Here is an 18,499-nt window from a genome sequence, read left to right on the forward strand (position 1 = left end):
GCCCCTGCCTCTCCGTCAGTCAGTGAGGGCCCATGCAAACCAAACGGACCGTCTTTCCCAATAAGGTCTTGCCTTATCTGCTTATTGCTCCCCAGATTCTGATAACCGTGGTCTTCTTCCTGTGGCCCGCCGGGACCGCCTTCTGGCAGTCGTTCCTTCGCCAGGATGCCTTCGGCTTCAAAACGAACTTCGTGTGGTTCCAAAATTATCGCCGGCTCTTTGCCGACCCGCTCTATATGGACGCCTTCGGCCACACCCTGGTCTTTGCCGTTCTGGTGACGGTCTTGTCCACGACGATCGCCCTCATTCTGGCCGCCGCGGCCATGCGTGTGCTGCGCGCATCCCGTCTTTATTCGACCTTGCTGATCTGGCCTTACGCCGTTGCACCCGCGATTGCCGGCATTCTCTGGTGGTTTATGTTCAACCCCTCGATTGGCATCGTCGCCTATATGCTTCGCAGCATGGGGGTCAGTTGGAACCATCTGGTCAATCCGAACGATGCGATGGTCCTGATCGTCATCGCCGCCACATGGAAACAGATTTCCTATAACTTTCTGTTCTTCCTGGCCGCGCTGCAATCCGTGCCGCGCTCGCTCCAGGAAGCCGGCGCCATCGACGGCGCCGGGCCGGTGAAGCGCTTCTGGACGATCGTGTTCCCGTTGATCTCGCCGACCACCTTCTATCTGGTCGTCATCAACATCGTTTACGCGATGTTCGATACCTTCGGCATCGTTCACGCGACGACGCAGGGCGGACCGGCGCGCGCCACGGAAATTCTCGTCTACAAGGTCTATTTCGACGGCTTCATCGGTCTCAACCTGGGCTCCTCGGCGGCGCAGTCGGTCATACTCATGGTGATTGTCATTGCTCTCACCGCGATCCAGTTCCGCTTCGTCGAACGCCGCGTGCAATATTGAGGAGCGTCAAAGGTGGTTGAAAATCGTCCTTTTTTGAATGTCCTGGCTCACCTCGTCCTGATCCTGGGCGTCACGATCGTGGTCTTCCCGGTCTATATCGCCTTCATCGCCTCGAGCCACGGTCCGAACGACTTCCTGTCCGGCGTTGTACCGTTGGTCCCTGGACCGCACCTCATCGAAAACTATTCGACCATGCTGTCGGCGGGAATGACGAGTTCCGGCGCCCCGCCGATCGGGCCGATGCTGCTCAACTCGTTGATCATGGCCGTCGGTGTCGCGGTCGGTAAGATCGCCATTTCCATTCTCTCCGCCTTCGCGATCGTCTATTTCCGGTTTCCCTTTCGCACGCTCGCCTTCTGGATGATCTTCATCACCCTGATGCTGCCGGTCGAGGTGCGCATCGTTCCGACCTACAAGGTGGTCGCCGACCTCGGAATGCTGAACAATTACGGCGGGCTCATCATTCCGCTGATCGCATCGGCAACCGCGACCTTTTTGTTCCGCCAGTTTTTCCTCACCGTTCCCGACGAACTGATGGAGGCCGCGCGCGTCGATGGCGCCGGACCGCTGAAATTCTTCCGCGACATCCTGCTGCCGCTCTCGGTGACCAATATCGCGGCGCTGTTCATCATCCTGTTCGTGCTCGGCTGGAACCAGTATTTGTGGCCTCTGATCGTCACCACCGACCAGAGCCTCTACACCGTCGTGATGGGTATTCAGCGCATGGCTGCGGTCGCCGATGCCGAGCCAAGATGGAATCTCGTCATGGCAGCGGTCATCCTGGCCGCTTTGCCGCCCGTCCTCGTCATCGTCGCCATGCAACGCCTTTTCGTCAAAGGCCTGGTCGAAACGGAGAAATGAAATGGCCACGATCAATATTATCGACGTCAAGAAAAGCTATGGGTCCGTTCCCGCCGTCAAAGGCATCAATCTGGCTGTTGCAGACGGCGAGTTCATCGTCCTCGTCGGTCCTTCCGGCTGCGGCAAATCTACCTTGCTTCGCATGGTTGCCGGATTGGAGTCGATCAGCGACGGGCAAGTCGAAATTGCCGGCCGCAACGTGAACAAGGCGGAGCCGGCAGAGCGCGACATCGCCATGGTCTTCCAGAACTACGCGCTTTATCCGCATATGACGGTGCGCGGAAATCTGGAATATGGTTTGAAAAACCGTGGCACAGCCCGCGCGGAAATCGACCGCCGCGTCAAGGAGGCGGCCGACATCCTCGAAATCGGACCATTGCTCGATCGCAAGCCACGCGAATTGTCGGGAGGCCAGCGCCAACGCGTCGCGATGGGACGTGCCATCGTGCGCGAGCCGGCAGCGTTTCTGTTTGACGAGCCGCTGTCCAATCTCGATGCCAAGCTGCGCGTACAGATGCGCGTTGAAATCCGCAGGCTGCAACGCCGCCTGAAGACCACCAGCATCTACGTCACCCATGACCAGCTCGAAGCCATGACGCTTGCCGACAGGCTCGTCGTCATGAATGGCGGGCTGGTCGAGCAAGTGGGGACGCCGGTCGAGGTCTACGACCGGCCGGCGAGCCTGTTCGTTGCCGGCTTCATCGGCTCTCCGCCGATGAACCTCGTGCCGGTCGAGGTGCTCGATACGGTCGAGGCAGAGCGACGCCTTGCCCTGCCTGCGGGAACGGATGTGGTCGGGCTTCGGCCGGATGCACTGCACGTCGAAAAGCCTGCCGGGACTTCCATCCGCCTGAATGCGATCGTCGAATTGCTGGAGCCGATCGGCGGCGAAAGCCACCTGCATGTCAGGTTGGGCGAGAGCCAGCAGACGATTGTCCTGACCGTTCAGGGACGGCCGGACTTTGCCGAGTCCGCCAGGATCGATGTCTTTGCCCGCGTCGATCAGATGCATCCCTTCAACAGCAGGACCGGAAGGCGCACGGACTGAGATGCCGCCCATGGGCTCTCCTGTAAGTCTGATGCCACGAGAAACGACGAAAGAGACGAGTGAATGAAGGAATCAGAGCGAAGATCCGGACCTTCCCGCAGCGAGGTTCAGGCGCATCGGGGCGCATCGTCCGTCGCTCCGGAAAACACGATAGCCGCTTTTCGGGCGGCGGCCGAGCAGGGGGCCGAATGGGTCGAGTTCGATGTCGCGCTGCTCGGTGACGGAACGGCCGTCGTCATCCACGACGTTTCAGTCGACCGTTGCTCTTCGTCGACGGGCAATCTCGGTGACCTCACCGCAGCCGATCTCGAGACGATCGATGCAGGCGCCTGGTTCGATCCTCGCTTCAGGGGCGAGCCCTTGCCGACCCTTGCCGCGGCCGTGTCCGCCTTGGCGGAACTGGGGCTGAATGCCAATGTCGAGATCAAGCAGCACCCGCATCACAAATCGCTCGAGCAACTGGTGAAAACCGTTGATGAACATCTTCGGGCGCGCGCGCCGCAAACTGAGATCATGATATCGAGCTTTGACGCTGCTGCACTCAAGCGCATGCACGAAATCAATCCCGGCTACGAGCTCGCCATGCTGTGGAGCAGGGTGCCGGATGACTGGAAAGACATCCTCCAATCGATTCCGGCAACGACAGTCCATCTTGGTTACAAATCTCTCAGCATCGGGTTCCTCGAAGAGGCGGTGCGTCACGGCATCAAGGTTCGGGCCTGGACCTGCAACGATCCTCGACAGCTCGCATCTTTCTGGGATGCCGGCTTGACCGGTGTGATAACAGACGACCCGAGTGTCTATCTTTCCTAGGAAATAACGATGGCGCAGCGGGTCATATCGAGCCGACAACGCGAAATACTGGCGCTTATCGAAAGCGAGGGGGTCCAATATATCGACGAGCTGGCGCGTCGGTACGACCTGACGACCCAGACGATCCGGCGCGATATCAATGCGCTGTGCGATCTTGGGCACGCCCGCCGCTTTCACGGTGGCGTCGATGTGCCAATCGAGGGCAGCAACATCTCGCTCAACGCCCGTGCCCAACTCAATCGACGCGCCAAGCGACAGATCGCCAGACGGGTCGCCGCCGATATCGGCCCGGATGCGACGGTGTTTCTCGGGATCGGCAGCACGGTTCAGTTCGTTGCAGAGGCTTTGCGCGATCATCAGGGGCTGAGGGTCATCACCAACAATATGCACGTCGCCTTGACGCTTTGCGAATCTCCCAGTGTCGAAGTCCATCTCACCGGCGGGCTGCTGCGTCACGACGACCGTGACGTTGTGGGTACTGACGTGATCAAGTTCGTCGAGAAATTCTATGCGACCTTCGCGGTTGTCGGCGCCGGCGCACTGAACCCGCTGACCGGCCTGATGGACTTCAGCTACGCCGAAGCGCAGATCACCAATGCGCTGCTGGAGAATGCGCAGACGCGCCTTTTGGCGGCCGATGTCAGCAAGTGGACGCGCCATGCGAGCGTGCGCGTTGCGCCCTTCAACAAGATTACCCGCTTTTACACCGACCGGCTGCCGGCCGATGCGTCCGTCGCCGGCGTGCTCGCTGAGAGCAGCATGGAGGTGGTGACCTGCGGCGAGGAGGCGATATGACCTTCGTAAATCTGGCGCCATCCGCGGCCGAGTTGCAGCACGTGCATTATCTCTTCACCGATATCGACGATACGCTGACGACCGAGGGGAAACTTCTGCCGCAGACCTATAATGCCCTTTGGGACCTCAGCCGCGCCGGCATTGCCGTCGTTCCGGTCACGGGCGGTTCAGCTGGGTGGTGCGAACACATCGTCCGTGCCTGGCCTGTCGCTGCGGTCATCGGCGAAAGCGGCGCTTATGCCGTTACGCGCCGCAGCGGCGAGGTCGTCTTCGATTACTGGGAGGACGGCGCGATGCAAGGCGAGCATCAACGTCGGCATCTCCAGGCGATCGAAAATCTGATTTCGGAAAAAGGCGGCACCTTCAGGATTGCCCATGATCAGGTGTTCCGCCTGGCCGACGTGGCGATCGACATTCAGGGACACGATGCGCACGCTGTCGAAGAGCTGGCCTGCGAAATCAGGGCGATGGGCGGGACCGTCGCCATCAGTTCCATCCATATAAACACCTGGATCGGTACTTATGACAAACGTGCGATGAGCGAGCGCCTCCTGACAGGCATGTTCGGGGTCGATCCTGCCGAATTGCCTTCGCTCACGGCATTCGTCGGCGATTCTCGAAACGATGCGCCGATGTTCGGTTTCATTCCAAATTCTTTCGGCGTCCGCAATATCGTTCCTGTCCTTCCGCATTTGCAGCATGTGCCGAAATGGATCTCCGCCCAGCCTGCGGGGCTTGGGTTCGCCGACATTGCGAGGACGATCCTGGATGCCGCGACAAGTGGTGAACGACGCCGCGCCGAAAGGCGGTGAGGCGAGCCCGGGCCTGTCATGCCTGGAAGGCGACGTCATCGCGATCCATTGGTCACTTTACGACGGGCTCCCCAGCGTTCGTACACCAAAGCTGTCATGAGCTGGGCTACAATGTGCGCGTTCGCCCAAATGACCGCAGCAACAGATTGAGAGAGACGGCAACCTTGTCGATATCGCGAATGTCCCGCGAATATTGGCCGGTGTAGAGTTTGACAATCATGCTGTCGCGAGCAGCGCCGCTGAGCTCGAAATAGAGGTGCAGGTAATAGGCTTGCTTGTCGCCGCTGCGACTGATGCTACTTCGTCGTTGGGTGACCTGTCCGAGCTCCGCCTTGATCGGGGCGAAGCCGGCGAGTTTCAGCATCACCGATTTGGATTGAAATCTGGCCATGTTGTGGACAGCAACGACCGCCTTGTCCAGTGCCAGACTCACGATTTGGCCGGGGACATCGTCTACGACAGCAGGTTCATCAAGCTTGAAAGCATGAAACAGCCGCCGGGGTTTCTCAAAGCAGATGAGCGACGCGATGAGCAGGACGACGATATTAATTCCTGACCACCAGGCCGCGACCGGCGAAAACTGGCCTTGTACATGCGACGTTTCCGGCACGACGTTGACCAGCAGACCAACAACGGTGATCGTGATCATGCTTGCGATCCAGGCGAAGCTGTAGCGGTCAAACTGGTTCAATTCGTTGCCACTGCCCTTCGGCGTCACCCTGAATGGCTTGCCAAATGGTCTTACCAAGCTGGAGACCACGGTCGGCAGCATGCGGAATGTCGCAAAGGTCCCGACGGCGCTGGAAACCACCGGCAGATAGCGCGTCGGCGTGATCCACAGCATAAGCAGAAAATACGCTGCCAGCAGCGGCACCTGATGAGAGACATAATCGGCTATGTCGGTGAAATAGAGCGGGAGCAGGCCGAACCAGAGATAGACGATGGGGACGAGCAAGATCATGAAGCGCACCAGATACTGCACCAGCCATGATGCCGGCAGGAACATGATCCGCTGAAACAGCGTCAATCCGGGGCCGTGCAGCGGGCCATTATACAGGTAAAGGGTTTGAATACCTCCCTGACACCACCGTTCACGCTGCACAAAGTAACCGGTCAGGTTTTCGGCGGCCAGTCCCATCGATAACCGCTCGTTCAGATAGCGCGTCTTGTAGCCTTTGTTGAGCATCGAAAGAGTGGTCAGCAGGTCTTCAGTGATCGACTCCGTCGGAAACCCGCCTATTGCGTCGATGGCCTTGCGGCGGGCGATCGAGCATGAGCCGCAGCAGAAACTGACATCCCAGGCGTCGCGGCTGGGCGCGATCTCGTCGAAGAACAGGCGCTGCTCGTCGGGCCAGATGTTTTCCAGGCCCAGGTTTGATTGCACCGGATCGACATTGAAGAAATGTTGAGGTGTCTGAACGATGCCGATGCTGTTATCGGAAAAGAAGGGCAGCGTCCGGCGAAGGAAATGTCGATAGGGAACAAAATCGGCGTCGAAGATCGCAATAAAATCGCCCGAGCTGACCTTCAGCCCATTGTTCATATTGCCTGCTTTGGCGTGGCTGTTGTCGCCGCGCGTGACATGGATGACGTTCTTTTCTTCGCAATAGGCCTTCAGCCAGTCGCGGCGTTGGTCGTCAAGCACATATACATTCAACTTGTCGGCGGGATAATCCAGCGAGCGGGCGCCGATGATGGTTCGCTCGAGCACGTCGAGCGGCTCGTTATAGGTGGGAATGAAAACATCGACGGTCGGCAGCTCACGCTTGTCGCGCGCGAAGAAAACACGACCCAGCCTGTCCGCCTCTGCGCTCCGGTCGACATAGCGGCTCATCAATATCAGAAAAAGAATGACTTCGAAGCAGGCCAGAACCTCGACGGCAAAGAGGATCCAGACCCAGTAGAAACTCGGACCGTCGCCGGGGTAGGGAAGCACGGTCTCCGTCAAGCGCCAGAACATGTATCGCAATGCAAATGCTGCGACGAACGCGCAAGTCACCGCCCGTGTCCAGCTGTGATGGCGCGACCAATTGAACGGCCCCAGGAAAAAGAACGCCAAAACGACAAAGGTCGGAACCAGCGCTACAAGATACTGAACCACAGGCTTTTAACCCAGTTGGATACGTTGATGCCGCGCTTGGAAAACCGTACCTGCACTGTGCGCCCCACCTGGCAGAAGTTCGCAAAGTCGTCGTTCATGAAGGATGGATCGAGGCGAACCCGAATGCGGGCATTGCGTTGTGTCGACGGCGGCAAACTGGCGGCAAAGGAATCGGCCTCGACCGTGGCCGAATTGCCTCTGACGGAAATGACGGTGCCCTTGAAGACATCGCTGCGGCCGAGCAAGCGCACCTGCGCAACAAGTCCGGGATAGATCTCGTCGTAATTGACTTCAGGAACAAGGATATCCACGAACAGCTCCCGGCAGTCGAGCAGGCGCATCAGCTCGTTGTTCAGCACGACATTGGAACCGTTGACGATACTCCTGCTCCAGACAACGCCGTCGAACGGCGCGGTTGCGGTTGCTGATTCAAGGCTGCTGACGCGGTTTCTCTCTTCGACTAATTGCTTTTGGACTTCGCCGGCTCGTGTCTCATTTTCCGCTATGCGTGAGTTCAAGTCGTTGATGCGAACGACCACCTCGTCTTCACGCTGCCGCGAATAGGGCACGTCATTCTGTCCGTCGCCGAAGACAAAGATACCCTGGCGGACCGCATTGAGCCTTTGTTGCAATTGATCGACGGTCAGGTTGCTGATTTCGACCTCGCCGCCGGTCGCAGCTCCGGCGGCACGCGCGGCCTCAACCAGCTTCTGCGTCAGAATACCTTTTGAGTTGAGTGCCATCCGACGGTCCAGGTCGACCTGCGCGACCAGATCCTGGGCTTGCGACACCTCGACTTTTTTCCTGAGGATTTCGACTTCGCGTTCGAGATTGGCAATGGTGGTCTGTCTGTAGACTTCCAATCTGGCCGCCAATTCCTCGCGAAGCGCGGAAAGCTCCTCCCGTTCCTTTTTCAGTGCCGCGACACGGTCGAGTGCGGTGTTGCGATCTGCCTCGAGCGACGCGAGGATTGCGCGATTGACGCGCGTATTTTTGATTTCTGCGAGGGATTGTCCCGCTTTGGCCGGGCTGCCGACCTTGAGCGGTTCTTCGGCAATCGTGCCGTCGATTGGGGCATTAACAACAGCAAACCGCGCATTGACCGTGCCATCAAGGCTCGTAAAGCCGGTAATCATCGGCAATGAGACGACAGCCACGAGCGTCAGCAGCAGCAGGCCGACAATGATGCGTGTGATGCGATGGTTCCAGATCATATTGGCATCCGAAGGTATCGCTTTGCAGCCACCTGGACCTATCGGCCGGCAGGAGTGGATGCAACTATGTCTTGTATAACTTAATGCACTGAAAACCAATAGACAAGTGATGGTCGCAAAATGGGCGAATGGCGGATTAACAACCGCAGCCGCCAGCCCGCCGACACAGGCCTAGGCCTTATCGATGGGGGAAACAGCGAAGCATTCTTCGGCCGTGGCGGTCCAAGGCCATCCGCAATTTACACGCCGGCTTGACGCGGGGAGAGTGACATTCCCACTTTGCAGAGATAGGACACTTTAACTTTGCGGCTACGTCGGCGATTCTCGAAACGATGCGCCGATGTTTGGTTTCATCCCGAATTCTTTCGGCGTCCGCAATATCGTTCCTGTTCTTCCGCATTTGCAGCATGTGCCGAAATGGATCTCCGCCCAGCCTGCGGGGCTTGGTTTTGCCGACATTGCCAGGACGATCCTGAATGCCGCGACTGCCGGCGAATGAAGCGCGAGCCGCTTGCAAGCGAAGCAGGCGCAAGCTGAGTAGGCCATGCGCCGGTCGTCGGAGGCTCTGAAACCGAACCACCACTCGCTTTGCTTCAGCTGTCGTAATGGCGAACGAAGGATCGAATCCCGGTTATTACGTTGCGCGCCGGCGCGTCATGCTATCGCTCGAACGGTTCGCCGAGCGAGGCGATGCCGTTGAGCTTGAGCAGGCGGCGATCCGCCGAAATGATGCCGAGCACGATGATCGTCACCAGATAGGGCAGGCATGCGAGCAGCTGCGAGGGGACGTCGAGCCCGGTCGCCTGGGCGGCGAGCCCCATCAGCGATACGGCGCCGAACAGGCATGCCCCGAGAAAAATGCGGCCAGTCAGCCAGGTTCCGAAGACGACGAGCGCGATTGCAATCCAACCGCGGCCGGCAATCATCCCGTCCGCCCAGAGCGGCGTGTAGATCGTCGCAGCATAGGCGCCCGCGAAGCCTGCCATCATGCCTCCGAATGCGACTGCGGCGAAGCGGATGGCGATGACCGGGTAGCCGATTGCATGCGCCGCTTTCGGGTTTTCCCCTATGGCGCGGATGATCAGACCGACCTTGCTATAGGCAAACATCGCCCAGATCGCGATGGTTGCGGCCAGCGAAAACCAGACGACAATATCCTGGACAAACAGTCCGCCGATGACGGGAAGATCGGAAAGGCCGGGAATGTCGATCTTCGGCAGAGCCCTGACCGTCAGGCTCTCGTAGCTCTTGCCGAACAGCGCCGACAGGCCCTGCCCGAGAATCCCGATGGCGAGCCCCGTGACGACCTGATTAGCGTTGAAGCCCAACACGATGACCGCAAAGATCAGCGACAGCAGGGCGGCGCCGAGGCCGCCGGCGAGGAAAGCCAAAAAATGACCGCCGCCGTGATAGACGATAATGAAGGCGATGACGGCGCCGAATGCCATCAGCCCCTCGACGCCAAGATTGAGAGCCCCGGCGCGCTCGGCGACCAGTTCCCCGAGGGCTGCGAGGAGAAAGGGTGTCGCAGCCGCCAGCATTCCGGCGAGGATGAACTCGATGGCGTTCACGTCGCGCTCCTGGCTGCCGCCGGTCGCCAGGCAAGGCGGTAGCGCGTGAAGGCGATGGCGACCAGATAGGCGAGAAGCAGGCTGCCCTGGAAAACCCGGACGGCGGCAACCGGCAGATTGGCGGAGACCATTGCGTTGTCACCACCGATGTAAAGCGCCGCCATGACGATGGCTGAGATGATGATGCCGATCGGATGCAGCCCGCCGAGATAGGCGACGATGATTGCCGCATAGCCATATCCGGTGGAAATAGAGCGCTGCAATTGACCGAGGGGGCCGGCGACCTCGGCCGCACCGGCAAGACCGGCTGCCGCGCCGCCGATCAGCAGGGAAAGCCAGATTGCCCGGCTTTCCCTGAATCCGGCGTAGCTCGCCGCCCGCGGCGCCAACCCGCCGACCTGCAATTTGTAGCCGATGAAGCTCTTCTGCATGAAGACCCAGGCGGCAATCGACAGGAGGAGGGCGAGAATGAGCGAGACATTGACGCGCGTTCCCTCGACCAGGATCGGCACCATCGCGTCATACTGGAACATGACCGATTGCGGGAAGTTGAAGCCGTTCGGATCCTTCCACGGGCCGAGCAGCAGATAATTGAGGAGTTGCACGGCAACGAAGCTTAGCATCAGCGAAACGAGGATTTCATTGGCATTGAGCCTGACGCGCCAGAAGGCGGTGAGTGACGCCCAAAACGCGCCGCCTATCGTGCCGAGCAGCAGCATTGCCGGCCAGATCCATTGTCCTGTTGCGCCAGGCCACCAGATCGGAATTGCGGAGGCGAAGATCGCACCGAGGACGAATTGTCCTTCGGCACCGATATTGAACACCTTGGCGCGGAATCCAATTGCAAGCCCCTGCGCGATAAGGAGCAATGGCCCGGTCTTCAGGAGCACCTCGGAGAACGACGCCCACGAGACGAAGGGCTCGATCAGCATCGCATAGACGACCGCAGCCGGATCGCGGCCCATGACGACGTAAAGTCCGAGATTGAGAATGACGGTGATGATGAGGGCTATGGGCGGTGCCAGAAGGGTGGCGGCAAGCGATGCCCGCTCCCGGCGGACCAGCGTGGGCAGGGCGAGGAAGGTTCTGCTCATGCGGGGGCTTTCTTGCGATTCAGCTGGGCTCCGATCATATAGCGGCCGATCTCTTCGGGCTTGGTGTCGCGCGTGACCAGCGGCGGGCTCAGCGTGCCGTGGTGCAGGACCTGGATGAAGTCGCAGAGTTCGAACAATTCCTCGAGCTCCTCGGAAATGACGAGGATCGCCATGCCTTCATTGCGAAGGCTGATGAGCCGCTTGCGGATTGCCGCGGCTGCACCGATATCGACGCCCCAGGTCGGCTGGGCCAGGAAAAGAAGCTTCGGCGCCAGCATGATTTCGCGCCCGACGATGAACTTCTGCAGGTTGCCGCCGGAAAGCGACCCGGCTTCCGCCTCGGGGCCGGGGGTGCGCACGTCATAGTCGCGAATGCATTCACTGGCAAAGCTCTTCGCCCGTGTCTTGTCGAGCAGGCCGTGCCTGACAAGGTCGAGCGGATGGGCGGTCAGCAGGCTATTGAGAGCAAGCGACATTTCGGGAACCGCACCGCGGCCTAGCCGGTCCTCCGGGACGAAAGCGAAGCCGAGCAGGCGGCGCGCGGCGGCGTCGAGCGTGCCGACATCTCGGCCCATCATGAAGATCTGGTCGCGCTGATCCCGCGGCAGGACGGTCTCGCCTGAAATCAGTGCTGCGAGCTCACTTTGGCCGTTCCCTGAAATCCCGGCAATGCCGAGGATTTCACCGGCGTGCACCGTCAGGCTGACATTGGAGAGCGGTACGGCGAAAGGATCCACCCGGTAGTCGAGGCCGATAAGCTCCAACCGCTTTTCGCCCTCGGCCAAAGGCAGAGCAGGCATGGGGTCCGGCATGTCGCGTCCGATCATCATGCGCGCAAGTTCGTGGGCGTCATGCTCGCACGGATCGACATGACCGGTCACGCGACCGCCGCGCAGGATCGTCGCCCAATCGCAGAGCGATTGGATCTCTTCCAGCTTGTGGGAGATGAAAAGGATGGATACGCCGCCGTCGCGCAGCCGGCGCAATGTTTCGAAGAGTTTTTCCACCGCCTGCGGCGGCAGCACCGACGTCGGCTCGTCGAGGATCAGCAGTTTCGGATTGGTCATCAGGCAGCGAATGATTTCCACCCGCTGCCTTTCGCCGACGGAAAGCGAATGCACATGGGCGAAAGGATCGACCTCGAGACTGAACTCGCGCCCGAGCTTGCGAACCCGCTCGGCAAGCTCGCTCTTCTTGCCGGACACGATCAGGCGGATATTCTCGACGACCGTCAGACTCTCGAACAGCGAGAAATGCTGGAAGACCATACCAATGCCGGCGCGCCTTGCCTCTGCGGGAGAGGCAAGGCTGAGTGGCTGTCCATTCCAGGCGACCGTGCCGCTGTCCGGCTGCTCGACGCCATAGATCAGCTTCATCAGCGTCGATTTGCCGGCCCCGTTTTCTCCGAGGATGGCATGGATCGAGCCGGCCGCGACGTCGAGGTCGATCTGCCGATTGGCATGGACCTGACCGTAGCTTTTGGAAATGCCGCGCAGGGACAGAAGCGGGTTTTCCATGGCTTACTTCGGCAACGGCGTCGTCACACCCTTGACGTGCCAATTCATAGCGACGATCTCAGCGTCCGCCAGCGTGGCACCGGAAGCGACGCCTTCACTGCCGTCAGCCTTGGTAATCGGGCCGGTGAATGGCGAGAAGCTGCCATCGGCGATCTTCGCCTCGATTTCCTTGATCTTGGTCATCGTATCGGCCGGAATGGCCGGGTTCCAGTCGACGACTTCGACCACCTTGTCGGCGACGCCGAGGAAGGTATTGGCGCCCTTGAAGGTGCCGGCAAGATGCGCGTCGACCGACGCCTTGAAAAACGGCGACCAGTCAGTGGCGACGCAGCCGAGATAGGTCTTCTCGGCATATTTCTTCATTGAGGAATTGAGATTGAAGGCATAGATGCCGGCGTCCTCGCAGGCCGAGATCACCGAAGGCGTATCCTGCGCATTCGAGAAGATCACGTCGCAGCCTTGCGAGATCAGCGCCTTGGCGGCTTCCTGCTCCTTGGCCGGATCGAACCAGGAATTGACCCAGACGACAGACACTTCGATATCCGGCTTGACGGCCTGTGCGCCGAGCGTGAAGGCATTGACGGAGGTGATCAGCTCGGGAATCGCGAAGGCCGAAACCGAGCCTAGCTTGCCGGTCTTGGAAACGGCCGCCGCCGCCATGCCGAGCAAATAAGTTCCTTGGAAATATTTGGCGGCGAAGGGCGAGAAATTCGGCGCGACCTGGAAGCCTGAAGCATGCAGGACGGTCACCTTGGGGTTACGACGGGCAATCTGCAGCGCGCCGTTCTGATAGCCGAAGGAGCCGGCGATCAGGAAATGATTTCCGTCGGCGACCGTCTTGTTCATGATTCGGTCGGCATCCGGGCCTTCGGCGATGTTCTCGATGATCGTGACCTTCACCTTGTCGCCGTAAGCGGCCTTGATCGGGTCGATGCCGGCGGCAAGCGCATGGCCCCAGCCGACGTCGCCGACCGGCGAGGGAACGACGAGGGCAATGCCGAGCGGTTCGTCGGCGGCAGCCACGGAGCGGCCGGCAAAAGCCGTCGCGAGACCGGCAGCCGCCGCGCTCTTCATGAGTGTTCTGCGGGTGAGATCGTTGGACATGTCAGTTCCCCTTTTGGTTTTCAAAATTTCACTGTCTCGAGCGCCGCTTCCGCGGCGGCGAAAAGCTTGGCCTCTTCGAGCCCGATAAATTCACCGGCCTGCCAGACGATGCGCCCGTTGATCATGGTCAGATCGGTTGGCATGCCGATCCCGACCTTGGCAATAAGGCTCAACGGATCGTGGCGCGTGCCGACATAATCCATCCGCCGCGTATCGACCGCGAAGAGGTCGGCGGCCATGCCGGGAGCAAGCCGGCCGATATCGCTGCGGCCTAGCAGACTTGCGCCGCCCGTGGTCGCATAGTTCAGGAAATCCACTGGCGCGGGAACCGGATGAGCGCGCGTCGATGCCGTCAGGCATTGCAGCATATAGGCAGAGTGGATGCAGTGCATGAGGTTGGAGTTGTCGTTCGAAGCTGCACCATCACAACCGAGCCCGATGCGCAGGCCGAAATCCGCCATCGCAGGAATGTCCGTCACTTCGGCGCCGACCAGATAGACCGGCTCCGGGCAATGCGAGACACCCGTGCCGCTTGCCGCCAGCTTGCGCAATTCCTCGTGTGTCAACTCCCAGCAGTGAGCATAATAGGTGTCAGGCCCGGCAAAGCCGAGTTCGGCGCAATAGTCGACTGTACGCATGCCGTACCGGGCTTCGATGACGGGGCTTTCGCCTTCACCGACATGCGTGTGCAATTGGACGCCGCGATCACGGGCGAGCGCGACCGACTCGACGAAGGTCTCGCGATAGCAATTGACCGGCTGGCAGGGGGCGACGACCACCTGCCGCATGCTGAAGGCGCCAGCATCGTGATAGCTGTCGATCAGCCGGGCGCAATCGGCGATGAATTCGTCCGTCGTTTCCAGCATGGCGTCCGGGATCGTCGACCCCTCGGACTTCGGCAGTGTGTTGCCGCCGCGTCCTGCGTGGAAACGCATGCCGAGAAGTTCGGCCGCCTCGAATTGGCGATCGATCAGGCGCTTTCCGGCATGCCGGGGGAAACAATATTGATGGTCGAAGGCCGTGGTGCAGCCATGCTTGATCATCTCGGCCATGGCCGTGACCGACGAATGGTAGAAGCAATCCTCGTTCAGCCGCGAGAAGATCGGATAGATGCGATCGAGCCACTCGATCACGGAGAGCTTCGTCCAGTCGAGATCTGCCCGGTTACGCACGAAGCATTGAAAGAAGTGGTGATGGGTATTGACGAGGCCTGGATAGACAAACCAGCCGGATGCATCCTGGATGATCGTATCGGCCGGCAGCGCCTCTTGCGGCAGGTTCTCACCGATCGCCTGGATTGCCGGACCCCTGGTCAGCAGATCCGCATTGCGGCGCACGGTTGGCCCATTGCCTTCGTCGACAATGATGGCTGCGCAGTTTTTCAGGAGGTAGCCGGCCATCTCACTTCTCCAAACCGGCCGGATGAGGATCGGGCTTCAACTCGTGCAGGCGGTGGATGCCGGGCATTTCGATGAAACCCTCAAGGCTGCGGATGGCGCGCAGCCAGAGCCGGATGTTCGGATAAGGATCGAGCGATATGCCGCCATCAGGCGCCAACGCCACATAGGGGAAGCAGGCGATGTCGGCGATGGTCGCGCGGTTCGATATCAGGAACCGCATGTCTCGGAGCCGCTGCTCGAAAAGGCCCGCCTCCAGCTCGCGCAGCGCAGCGACCCCCTGTGCCTGCAGGGCCTCAATATTGCCGGGGCGCAAAAGCATCTGATGCAGCCGTGCGCCGCCAAGACTGGCTGTCAGCCGGTGTGAAAAAGAGAGCCATTGCTGCAGGCGCGCCGTTTCCTGCGGCGCGCTCGCGCCCAACCATTCCGGCCCGCTCCGGGCGGCGAGATAAGCAAGGATGGCTGAAGATTCCGTCAGGACGAGGTCGCCATCCTCAAGGATCGGTATGGAGCCTGCCGGATTGAGGGCCAGAAGTTCAGGGCCCCGATGCTCGGCACCCGGATGGAAGTCAACCGGCCGGATGTCCAGCTTGACGCCGAGGATCGCAGCCATCAGGCGGATCTTGTAGCAGCTCGGCGAAAGGATGTAGTCGTAGAGCTTCATTGTGCGACCAGCTGCGCGCCATAGAGATAGTTATGGCGCTTCAGCCAGCGCCGGTAAGCGATCGATGTCATGTCGGCCCGGGTCGGAATTTCCATGCCGGGATCGAGCGGCAGAAGCGCCGGGATCTGGTTTTCGAGGATCGACCGATCCTGCAGGAAAATCATCTGCTGAAAATGGATGAGGTCTGTCATTGGCGTCACATCATCGAAGAGGGCCATCCACGGCCACACGTCGCAAAGATCTTCCGCAAGCGGCTGGACGAACAGGGTAATGACATCCCATTCCGTCGGGCGGGGAGGGCAGGTCTTGTACAGCACCGAGCAGGTCGGAGCCGGCACGCGGTACATATATTCAGTGGTTATCCCGCCGGTCGCCGACTTTGCCGCCTGTGGCTGGTAGAATTTCACCTGCGTCGCCCAGACTTCATCCTCCGCCTCGCGGATCTCGACCTTATAACTTTCGACTTCCGTGTGCGGCTCGGCGCCGAGTATATCCGTATGGACGAAGGGAAAATGTGCGATGTCGAGGAAGTTTTCGACCGCTCTCAGCGGCGAACAGCGTACCCGTACGACGCCGACATCGACAAAGCGGCGGCCGGGTTGATCGGCCTCGGGAATGGCAAACAGCTCCTTGGCGGGGTTGCCGAGAGAAGACCAGACATGGCCGTAGCGGACGCGGACGGGCAGGGCGCGTCCACTGCTCGATCTAACTTGCGCCGCGCCGTCAGGCGTGCGCGTCACCTCTATGGGCTCGCCCATTAAAGCGGTTTTGCTTCCCGCCTCGGTGAGCTGGCTGAAGAGGCCGACCGGGTACCATTCATCGATCATCGCGCCGGCTCCCGTCATGCGACATCCTTTCGGTCTGTTTCCGCCCGGCGGCGCAAGGCCTCGGCGATGCGTGACGCCACGAGCCGATCGGCGGCATTGCGACCCTGCTCCACAAGGACGTGAACGAGCGTGCGCCCGATCTGCGCTGTCGGCAGCAGCCGCACCCACGGACAATCGGCAATGCCGATCAGCCCGTCCGCATCGGCTTTTCCACCGGCTGCCGCCTCGATCGCTGCAACATCAGCCTCCAGCGTCAGCGAACGGAGGGGAACGAGATGGTCGAGGCGCGGCGGCCGGGCCGTTGGTTCGCCCACTGCCACCCAAATAATGCCATCCAATTCTTCGACCTGCTGAACGGCCACACGGATCGTCTCCGGCGGCACGAGGTCGGGATGAGCCGGGATGCGAATGCATCCTCCCGCCGGAGAGTAGCTCCAGCCGTGATAGATACAGGAGAGCGCCTCGCCCCGCACGAAGCCATGAGACAATCGCATGCCACGGTGCGGACAGCGGTCGGATGATGCCGATAGACGCCCGGACTGACTGCGCCAGAGAGCACTCGCTCCCGCCGGGGTCCAGGCCGGTATGACAGTTGCCGGCGGCAAATCGGCAGAAAGCGCGACAGGCGTCCATGAGCCGGTCGTATCAGAGAACATGACCTATACTTCCTCAATTTTACCAATGCTTTAGCGCCGCTGGCCATACATTGCTGACGAGGTTGCAATCTTCGTTTTCAGAAGCTTGCATAAAAGATTCGCATTGGCAACAATGATTAAATAAAGTGCATGCGATCAATCCTGAGCAGGTTGCAGCGTGTCGGAGGGATCTACAATTTTGCGCTGAATCTCGTCGACCCAGACATCGATCGGTCCGAGCGAACAGCCTATTTCCAGCATGTCGATCAGTTCCACAGGCCCCGCCACCTCGAGCTCTATCCTGCCGGCGCCGGCGTAAAAGAAATGCTGGGAAAGGCCAAGCTTGTCGGCATGGCGGCGAATCCACGGGACGAAAGAGGCGGCATTGACGTCGCCAACGATCGTGATCCGTTCCCGCAACTCGCCCTGGCGTGATGGTCTCATGGATTGCACTGGTTTCCTATCGTGATGACAGCATAGCGCGTCGGTGCCGTTATGAAAGGGGCATGAGCGGGCGAACGGTTTTGGCGCTTTCGTCGGACATCAGGCCAGGATGCCAGTCAGTTTGCCGCCGGCGTTGCGATGCGTGAACCTCGAAGTGCAGGCGGCCCGGATCTGTTCGGGACATGAGGCACGTAAAATCGGAGATCGTTCTCGCGCGCCGGCAACCTCGTTTTACGCGTCGAAGCAGGACGGCATTGTTTACTGGCATGTCGCACTTCTAACCAGCTTTGACACCAGAATCTGGCGTAAGGGGTATTTATGAACCTGTGAACGGAGGCCTTGCGCGAAGCATCGATGCAGACCATCAAAGCCCGCTTCGACCTTGTCGTCGCCGGCATGTGTTCGGTAGCGTACCAACGCGTCCGATATGTCTTATTTAATATATTTCTAATTTAGCAATGTTTAACTCATCCACTTGGTAGCAGGAGGACTGAGTAAGCATGCAGCATATTGAATCTCTCAAGAATGTTGAAACCAAACCCGTGTGGTCGGTAAAGGATTTCGCCAAGCGTCACCATCTCAATGATATCGAGGAAGCCCGCCTGCTGCAGCTATTCGGCCCCTTTGCGACAGCATCCGAACTTCTTCATAACGCCGAGCGAGCGCCTCGGTGGCGGTAGTTTTA

At 59.9% G+C, this 18,499-nt stretch carries 18 protein-coding genes and 1 pseudogene; 8 read left to right on the forward strand and 11 right to left on the reverse strand.

Going from position 1 to position 18,499, the window contains the following annotated elements; all coding sequences use genetic code 11:
* Positions 1–32 precede the first annotated feature (32 nt).
* From ugpA to PYR71_RS24200, 6 genes are all read left to right on the forward strand, one after another.
* Positions 33–917: a sn-glycerol-3-phosphate ABC transporter permease UgpA gene (gene ugpA / locus PYR71_RS24175; protein ID WP_183916462.1), complete on the forward strand. Its 885-nt coding sequence runs from the start codon at positions 33–35 to the stop codon at positions 915–917.
* Between the two features lie 12 nt (positions 918–929).
* Positions 930–1,778, forward strand: a complete 849-nt coding sequence (ugpE, locus tag PYR71_RS24180; protein ID WP_183916464.1) for a sn-glycerol-3-phosphate ABC transporter permease UgpE — start codon at positions 930–932, stop codon at positions 1,776–1,778.
* 1 nt (position 1,779) lies between these two features.
* The gene (locus tag PYR71_RS24185) at positions 1,780–2,826 is read left to right on the forward strand and encodes a sn-glycerol-3-phosphate import ATP-binding protein UgpC (protein WP_275621140.1); all 1,047 of its coding nucleotides are present in this window, start codon (positions 1,780–1,782) and stop codon (positions 2,824–2,826) included.
* A gap of 63 nt (positions 2,827–2,889) precedes the next feature.
* The gene (locus PYR71_RS24190) at positions 2,890–3,639 is read left to right on the forward strand and encodes a glycerophosphoryl diester phosphodiesterase (protein ID WP_275621141.1); all 750 of its coding nucleotides are present in this window, start codon (positions 2,890–2,892) and stop codon (positions 3,637–3,639) included.
* Between the two features lie 9 nt (positions 3,640–3,648).
* Positions 3,649–4,434 carry a DeoR/GlpR family DNA-binding transcription regulator gene (locus tag PYR71_RS24195; RefSeq protein WP_275621142.1) on the forward strand — a complete coding sequence of 262 codons (786 nt, stop codon included), beginning with the start codon at positions 3,649–3,651 and terminating at the stop codon, positions 4,432–4,434.
* Positions 4,431–5,246 (forward strand): HAD-IIB family hydrolase, encoded by an 816-nt coding sequence (locus tag PYR71_RS24200; RefSeq protein WP_275621143.1) that lies wholly within the window; start codon positions 4,431–4,433, stop codon positions 5,244–5,246. Before PYR71_RS24195 ends, PYR71_RS24200 begins: the two co-directional genes overlap by 4 nt.
* 106 nt (positions 5,247–5,352) lie before the next feature.
* Here the strand turns inward: PYR71_RS24200 and PYR71_RS24205 are convergent, their stop codons facing one another.
* Together PYR71_RS24205 and PYR71_RS24210 are read right to left on the reverse strand one after the other, a co-directional pair.
* Entirely contained in the window at positions 5,353–7,347 is a 1,995-nt protein-coding gene (locus PYR71_RS24205; RefSeq protein WP_275621144.1) for a glycosyltransferase, read from the reverse strand.
* Positions 7,329–8,561 (reverse strand): HlyD family secretion protein, encoded by a 1,233-nt coding sequence (locus tag PYR71_RS24210; RefSeq protein ID WP_275621145.1) that lies wholly within the window; start codon positions 8,559–8,561, stop codon positions 7,329–7,331. Before PYR71_RS24210 ends, PYR71_RS24205 begins: the two co-directional genes overlap by 19 nt.
* Positions 8,562–8,871: 310 nt before the next feature.
* Here PYR71_RS24210 and PYR71_RS24215 point away from each other — a divergent pair.
* A pseudogene (locus PYR71_RS24215) lies at positions 8,872–9,060 on the forward strand (hydrolase); the annotation flags it as partial.
* 160 nt (positions 9,061–9,220) lie between these two features.
* On the opposite strand, the gene PYR71_RS24220 reads toward PYR71_RS24215, so the two are convergent.
* From PYR71_RS24220 to PYR71_RS24260, 9 genes are all read right to left on the reverse strand, one after another.
* The gene (locus PYR71_RS24220) at positions 9,221–10,132 is read right to left on the reverse strand and encodes an ABC transporter permease (RefSeq protein WP_275621146.1); all 912 of its coding nucleotides are present in this window, start codon (positions 10,130–10,132) and stop codon (positions 9,221–9,223) included.
* Positions 10,129–11,226, reverse strand: a complete 1,098-nt coding sequence (locus PYR71_RS24225; protein ID WP_275621147.1) for an ABC transporter permease — start codon at positions 11,224–11,226, stop codon at positions 10,129–10,131. The genes PYR71_RS24220 and PYR71_RS24225 overlap by 4 nt, the downstream gene beginning before the upstream one ends.
* Positions 11,223–12,743 carry an ABC transporter ATP-binding protein gene (locus PYR71_RS24230; RefSeq protein WP_275621148.1) on the reverse strand — a complete coding sequence of 507 codons (1,521 nt, stop codon included), beginning with the start codon at positions 12,741–12,743 and terminating at the stop codon, positions 11,223–11,225. The genes PYR71_RS24225 and PYR71_RS24230 overlap by 4 nt, the downstream gene beginning before the upstream one ends.
* Positions 12,744–12,746: 3 nt before the next feature.
* Positions 12,747–13,847 (reverse strand): BMP family ABC transporter substrate-binding protein, encoded by a 1,101-nt coding sequence (locus PYR71_RS24235; protein WP_183916483.1) that lies wholly within the window; start codon positions 13,845–13,847, stop codon positions 12,747–12,749.
* 20 nt (positions 13,848–13,867) lie between these two features.
* Positions 13,868–15,247: an amidohydrolase gene (locus PYR71_RS24240; protein ID WP_275621149.1), complete on the reverse strand. Its 1,380-nt coding sequence runs from the start codon at positions 15,245–15,247 to the stop codon at positions 13,868–13,870.
* 1 nt (position 15,248) lies between these two features.
* Positions 15,249–15,908: a glutathione S-transferase family protein gene (locus PYR71_RS24245; protein WP_183916487.1), complete on the reverse strand. Its 660-nt coding sequence runs from the start codon at positions 15,906–15,908 to the stop codon at positions 15,249–15,251.
* Positions 15,905–16,753: an aromatic ring-hydroxylating oxygenase subunit alpha gene (locus tag PYR71_RS24250; RefSeq protein WP_275621150.1), complete on the reverse strand. Its 849-nt coding sequence runs from the start codon at positions 16,751–16,753 to the stop codon at positions 15,905–15,907. The genes PYR71_RS24245 and PYR71_RS24250 overlap by 4 nt, the downstream gene beginning before the upstream one ends.
* Positions 16,750–17,391, reverse strand: coding sequence for a Rieske 2Fe-2S domain-containing protein (locus PYR71_RS24255; RefSeq protein ID WP_275621151.1), 642 nt, complete (start codon positions 17,389–17,391; stop codon positions 16,750–16,752). The genes PYR71_RS24250 and PYR71_RS24255 overlap by 4 nt, the downstream gene beginning before the upstream one ends.
* A gap of 135 nt (positions 17,392–17,526) precedes the next feature.
* Positions 17,527–17,814, reverse strand: a complete 288-nt coding sequence (locus PYR71_RS24260) for an acylphosphatase (RefSeq protein ID WP_275621152.1) — start codon at positions 17,812–17,814, stop codon at positions 17,527–17,529.
* A 500-nt stretch (positions 17,815–18,314) separates the two neighbouring features.
* Here PYR71_RS24260 and PYR71_RS24265 point away from each other — a divergent pair, with 500 nt between their 5' ends.
* On the forward strand, positions 18,315–18,494 hold the full coding sequence (locus PYR71_RS24265) for a hypothetical protein (RefSeq protein WP_183916507.1): 180 nt from the start codon (positions 18,315–18,317) through the stop codon (positions 18,492–18,494).
* Positions 18,495–18,499: the final 5 nt, after the last annotated feature.

It is taken from the genome of Rhizobium mulingense (assembly GCF_029194105.1).
Lineage (GTDB): Bacteria > Pseudomonadota > Alphaproteobacteria > Rhizobiales > Rhizobiaceae > Rhizobium > Rhizobium mulingense.

Excerpts from the sequence above, each read along its gene's own strand:
- PYR71_RS24185 (WP_275621140.1), top strand. The coding sequence starts at position 1,780 with ATGGCCACGATCAATATTATCGACGTCAAGAAAAGCTATGGGTCCGTT.
- PYR71_RS24210 (WP_275621145.1), bottom strand. The coding sequence starts at position 8,561 with ATGATCTGGAACCATCGCATCACACGCATCATTGTCGGCCTGCTGCTG.
- PYR71_RS24260 (WP_275621152.1), bottom strand. The coding sequence starts at position 17,814 with ATGAGACCATCACGCCAGGGCGAGTTGCGGGAACGGATCACGATCGTT.
- PYR71_RS24200 (WP_275621143.1), top strand. The coding sequence starts at position 4,431 with ATGACCTTCGTAAATCTGGCGCCATCCGCGGCCGAGTTGCAGCACGTG.
- PYR71_RS24245 (WP_183916487.1), bottom strand. The coding sequence starts at position 15,908 with ATGAAGCTCTACGACTACATCCTTTCGCCGAGCTGCTACAAGATCCGC.
- PYR71_RS24230 (WP_275621148.1), bottom strand. The coding sequence starts at position 12,743 with ATGGAAAACCCGCTTCTGTCCCTGCGCGGCATTTCCAAAAGCTACGGT.
- PYR71_RS24265 (WP_183916507.1), top strand. The coding sequence starts at position 18,315 with ATGCAGCATATTGAATCTCTCAAGAATGTTGAAACCAAACCCGTGTGG.
- PYR71_RS24225 (WP_275621147.1), bottom strand. The coding sequence starts at position 11,226 with ATGAGCAGAACCTTCCTCGCCCTGCCCACGCTGGTCCGCCGGGAGCGG.
- PYR71_RS24190 (WP_275621141.1), top strand. The coding sequence starts at position 2,890 with ATGAAGGAATCAGAGCGAAGATCCGGACCTTCCCGCAGCGAGGTTCAG.
- ugpA (WP_183916462.1), top strand. The coding sequence starts at position 33 with ATGCAAACCAAACGGACCGTCTTTCCCAATAAGGTCTTGCCTTATCTG.
- PYR71_RS24195 (WP_275621142.1), top strand. The coding sequence starts at position 3,649 with ATGGCGCAGCGGGTCATATCGAGCCGACAACGCGAAATACTGGCGCTT.
- PYR71_RS24250 (WP_275621150.1), bottom strand. The coding sequence starts at position 16,753 with ATGACGGGAGCCGGCGCGATGATCGATGAATGGTACCCGGTCGGCCTC.
- PYR71_RS24255 (WP_275621151.1), bottom strand. The coding sequence starts at position 17,391 with ATGTTCTCTGATACGACCGGCTCATGGACGCCTGTCGCGCTTTCTGCC.
- PYR71_RS24240 (WP_275621149.1), bottom strand. The coding sequence starts at position 15,247 with ATGGCCGGCTACCTCCTGAAAAACTGCGCAGCCATCATTGTCGACGAA.
- PYR71_RS24235 (WP_183916483.1), bottom strand. The coding sequence starts at position 13,847 with ATGTCCAACGATCTCACCCGCAGAACACTCATGAAGAGCGCGGCGGCT.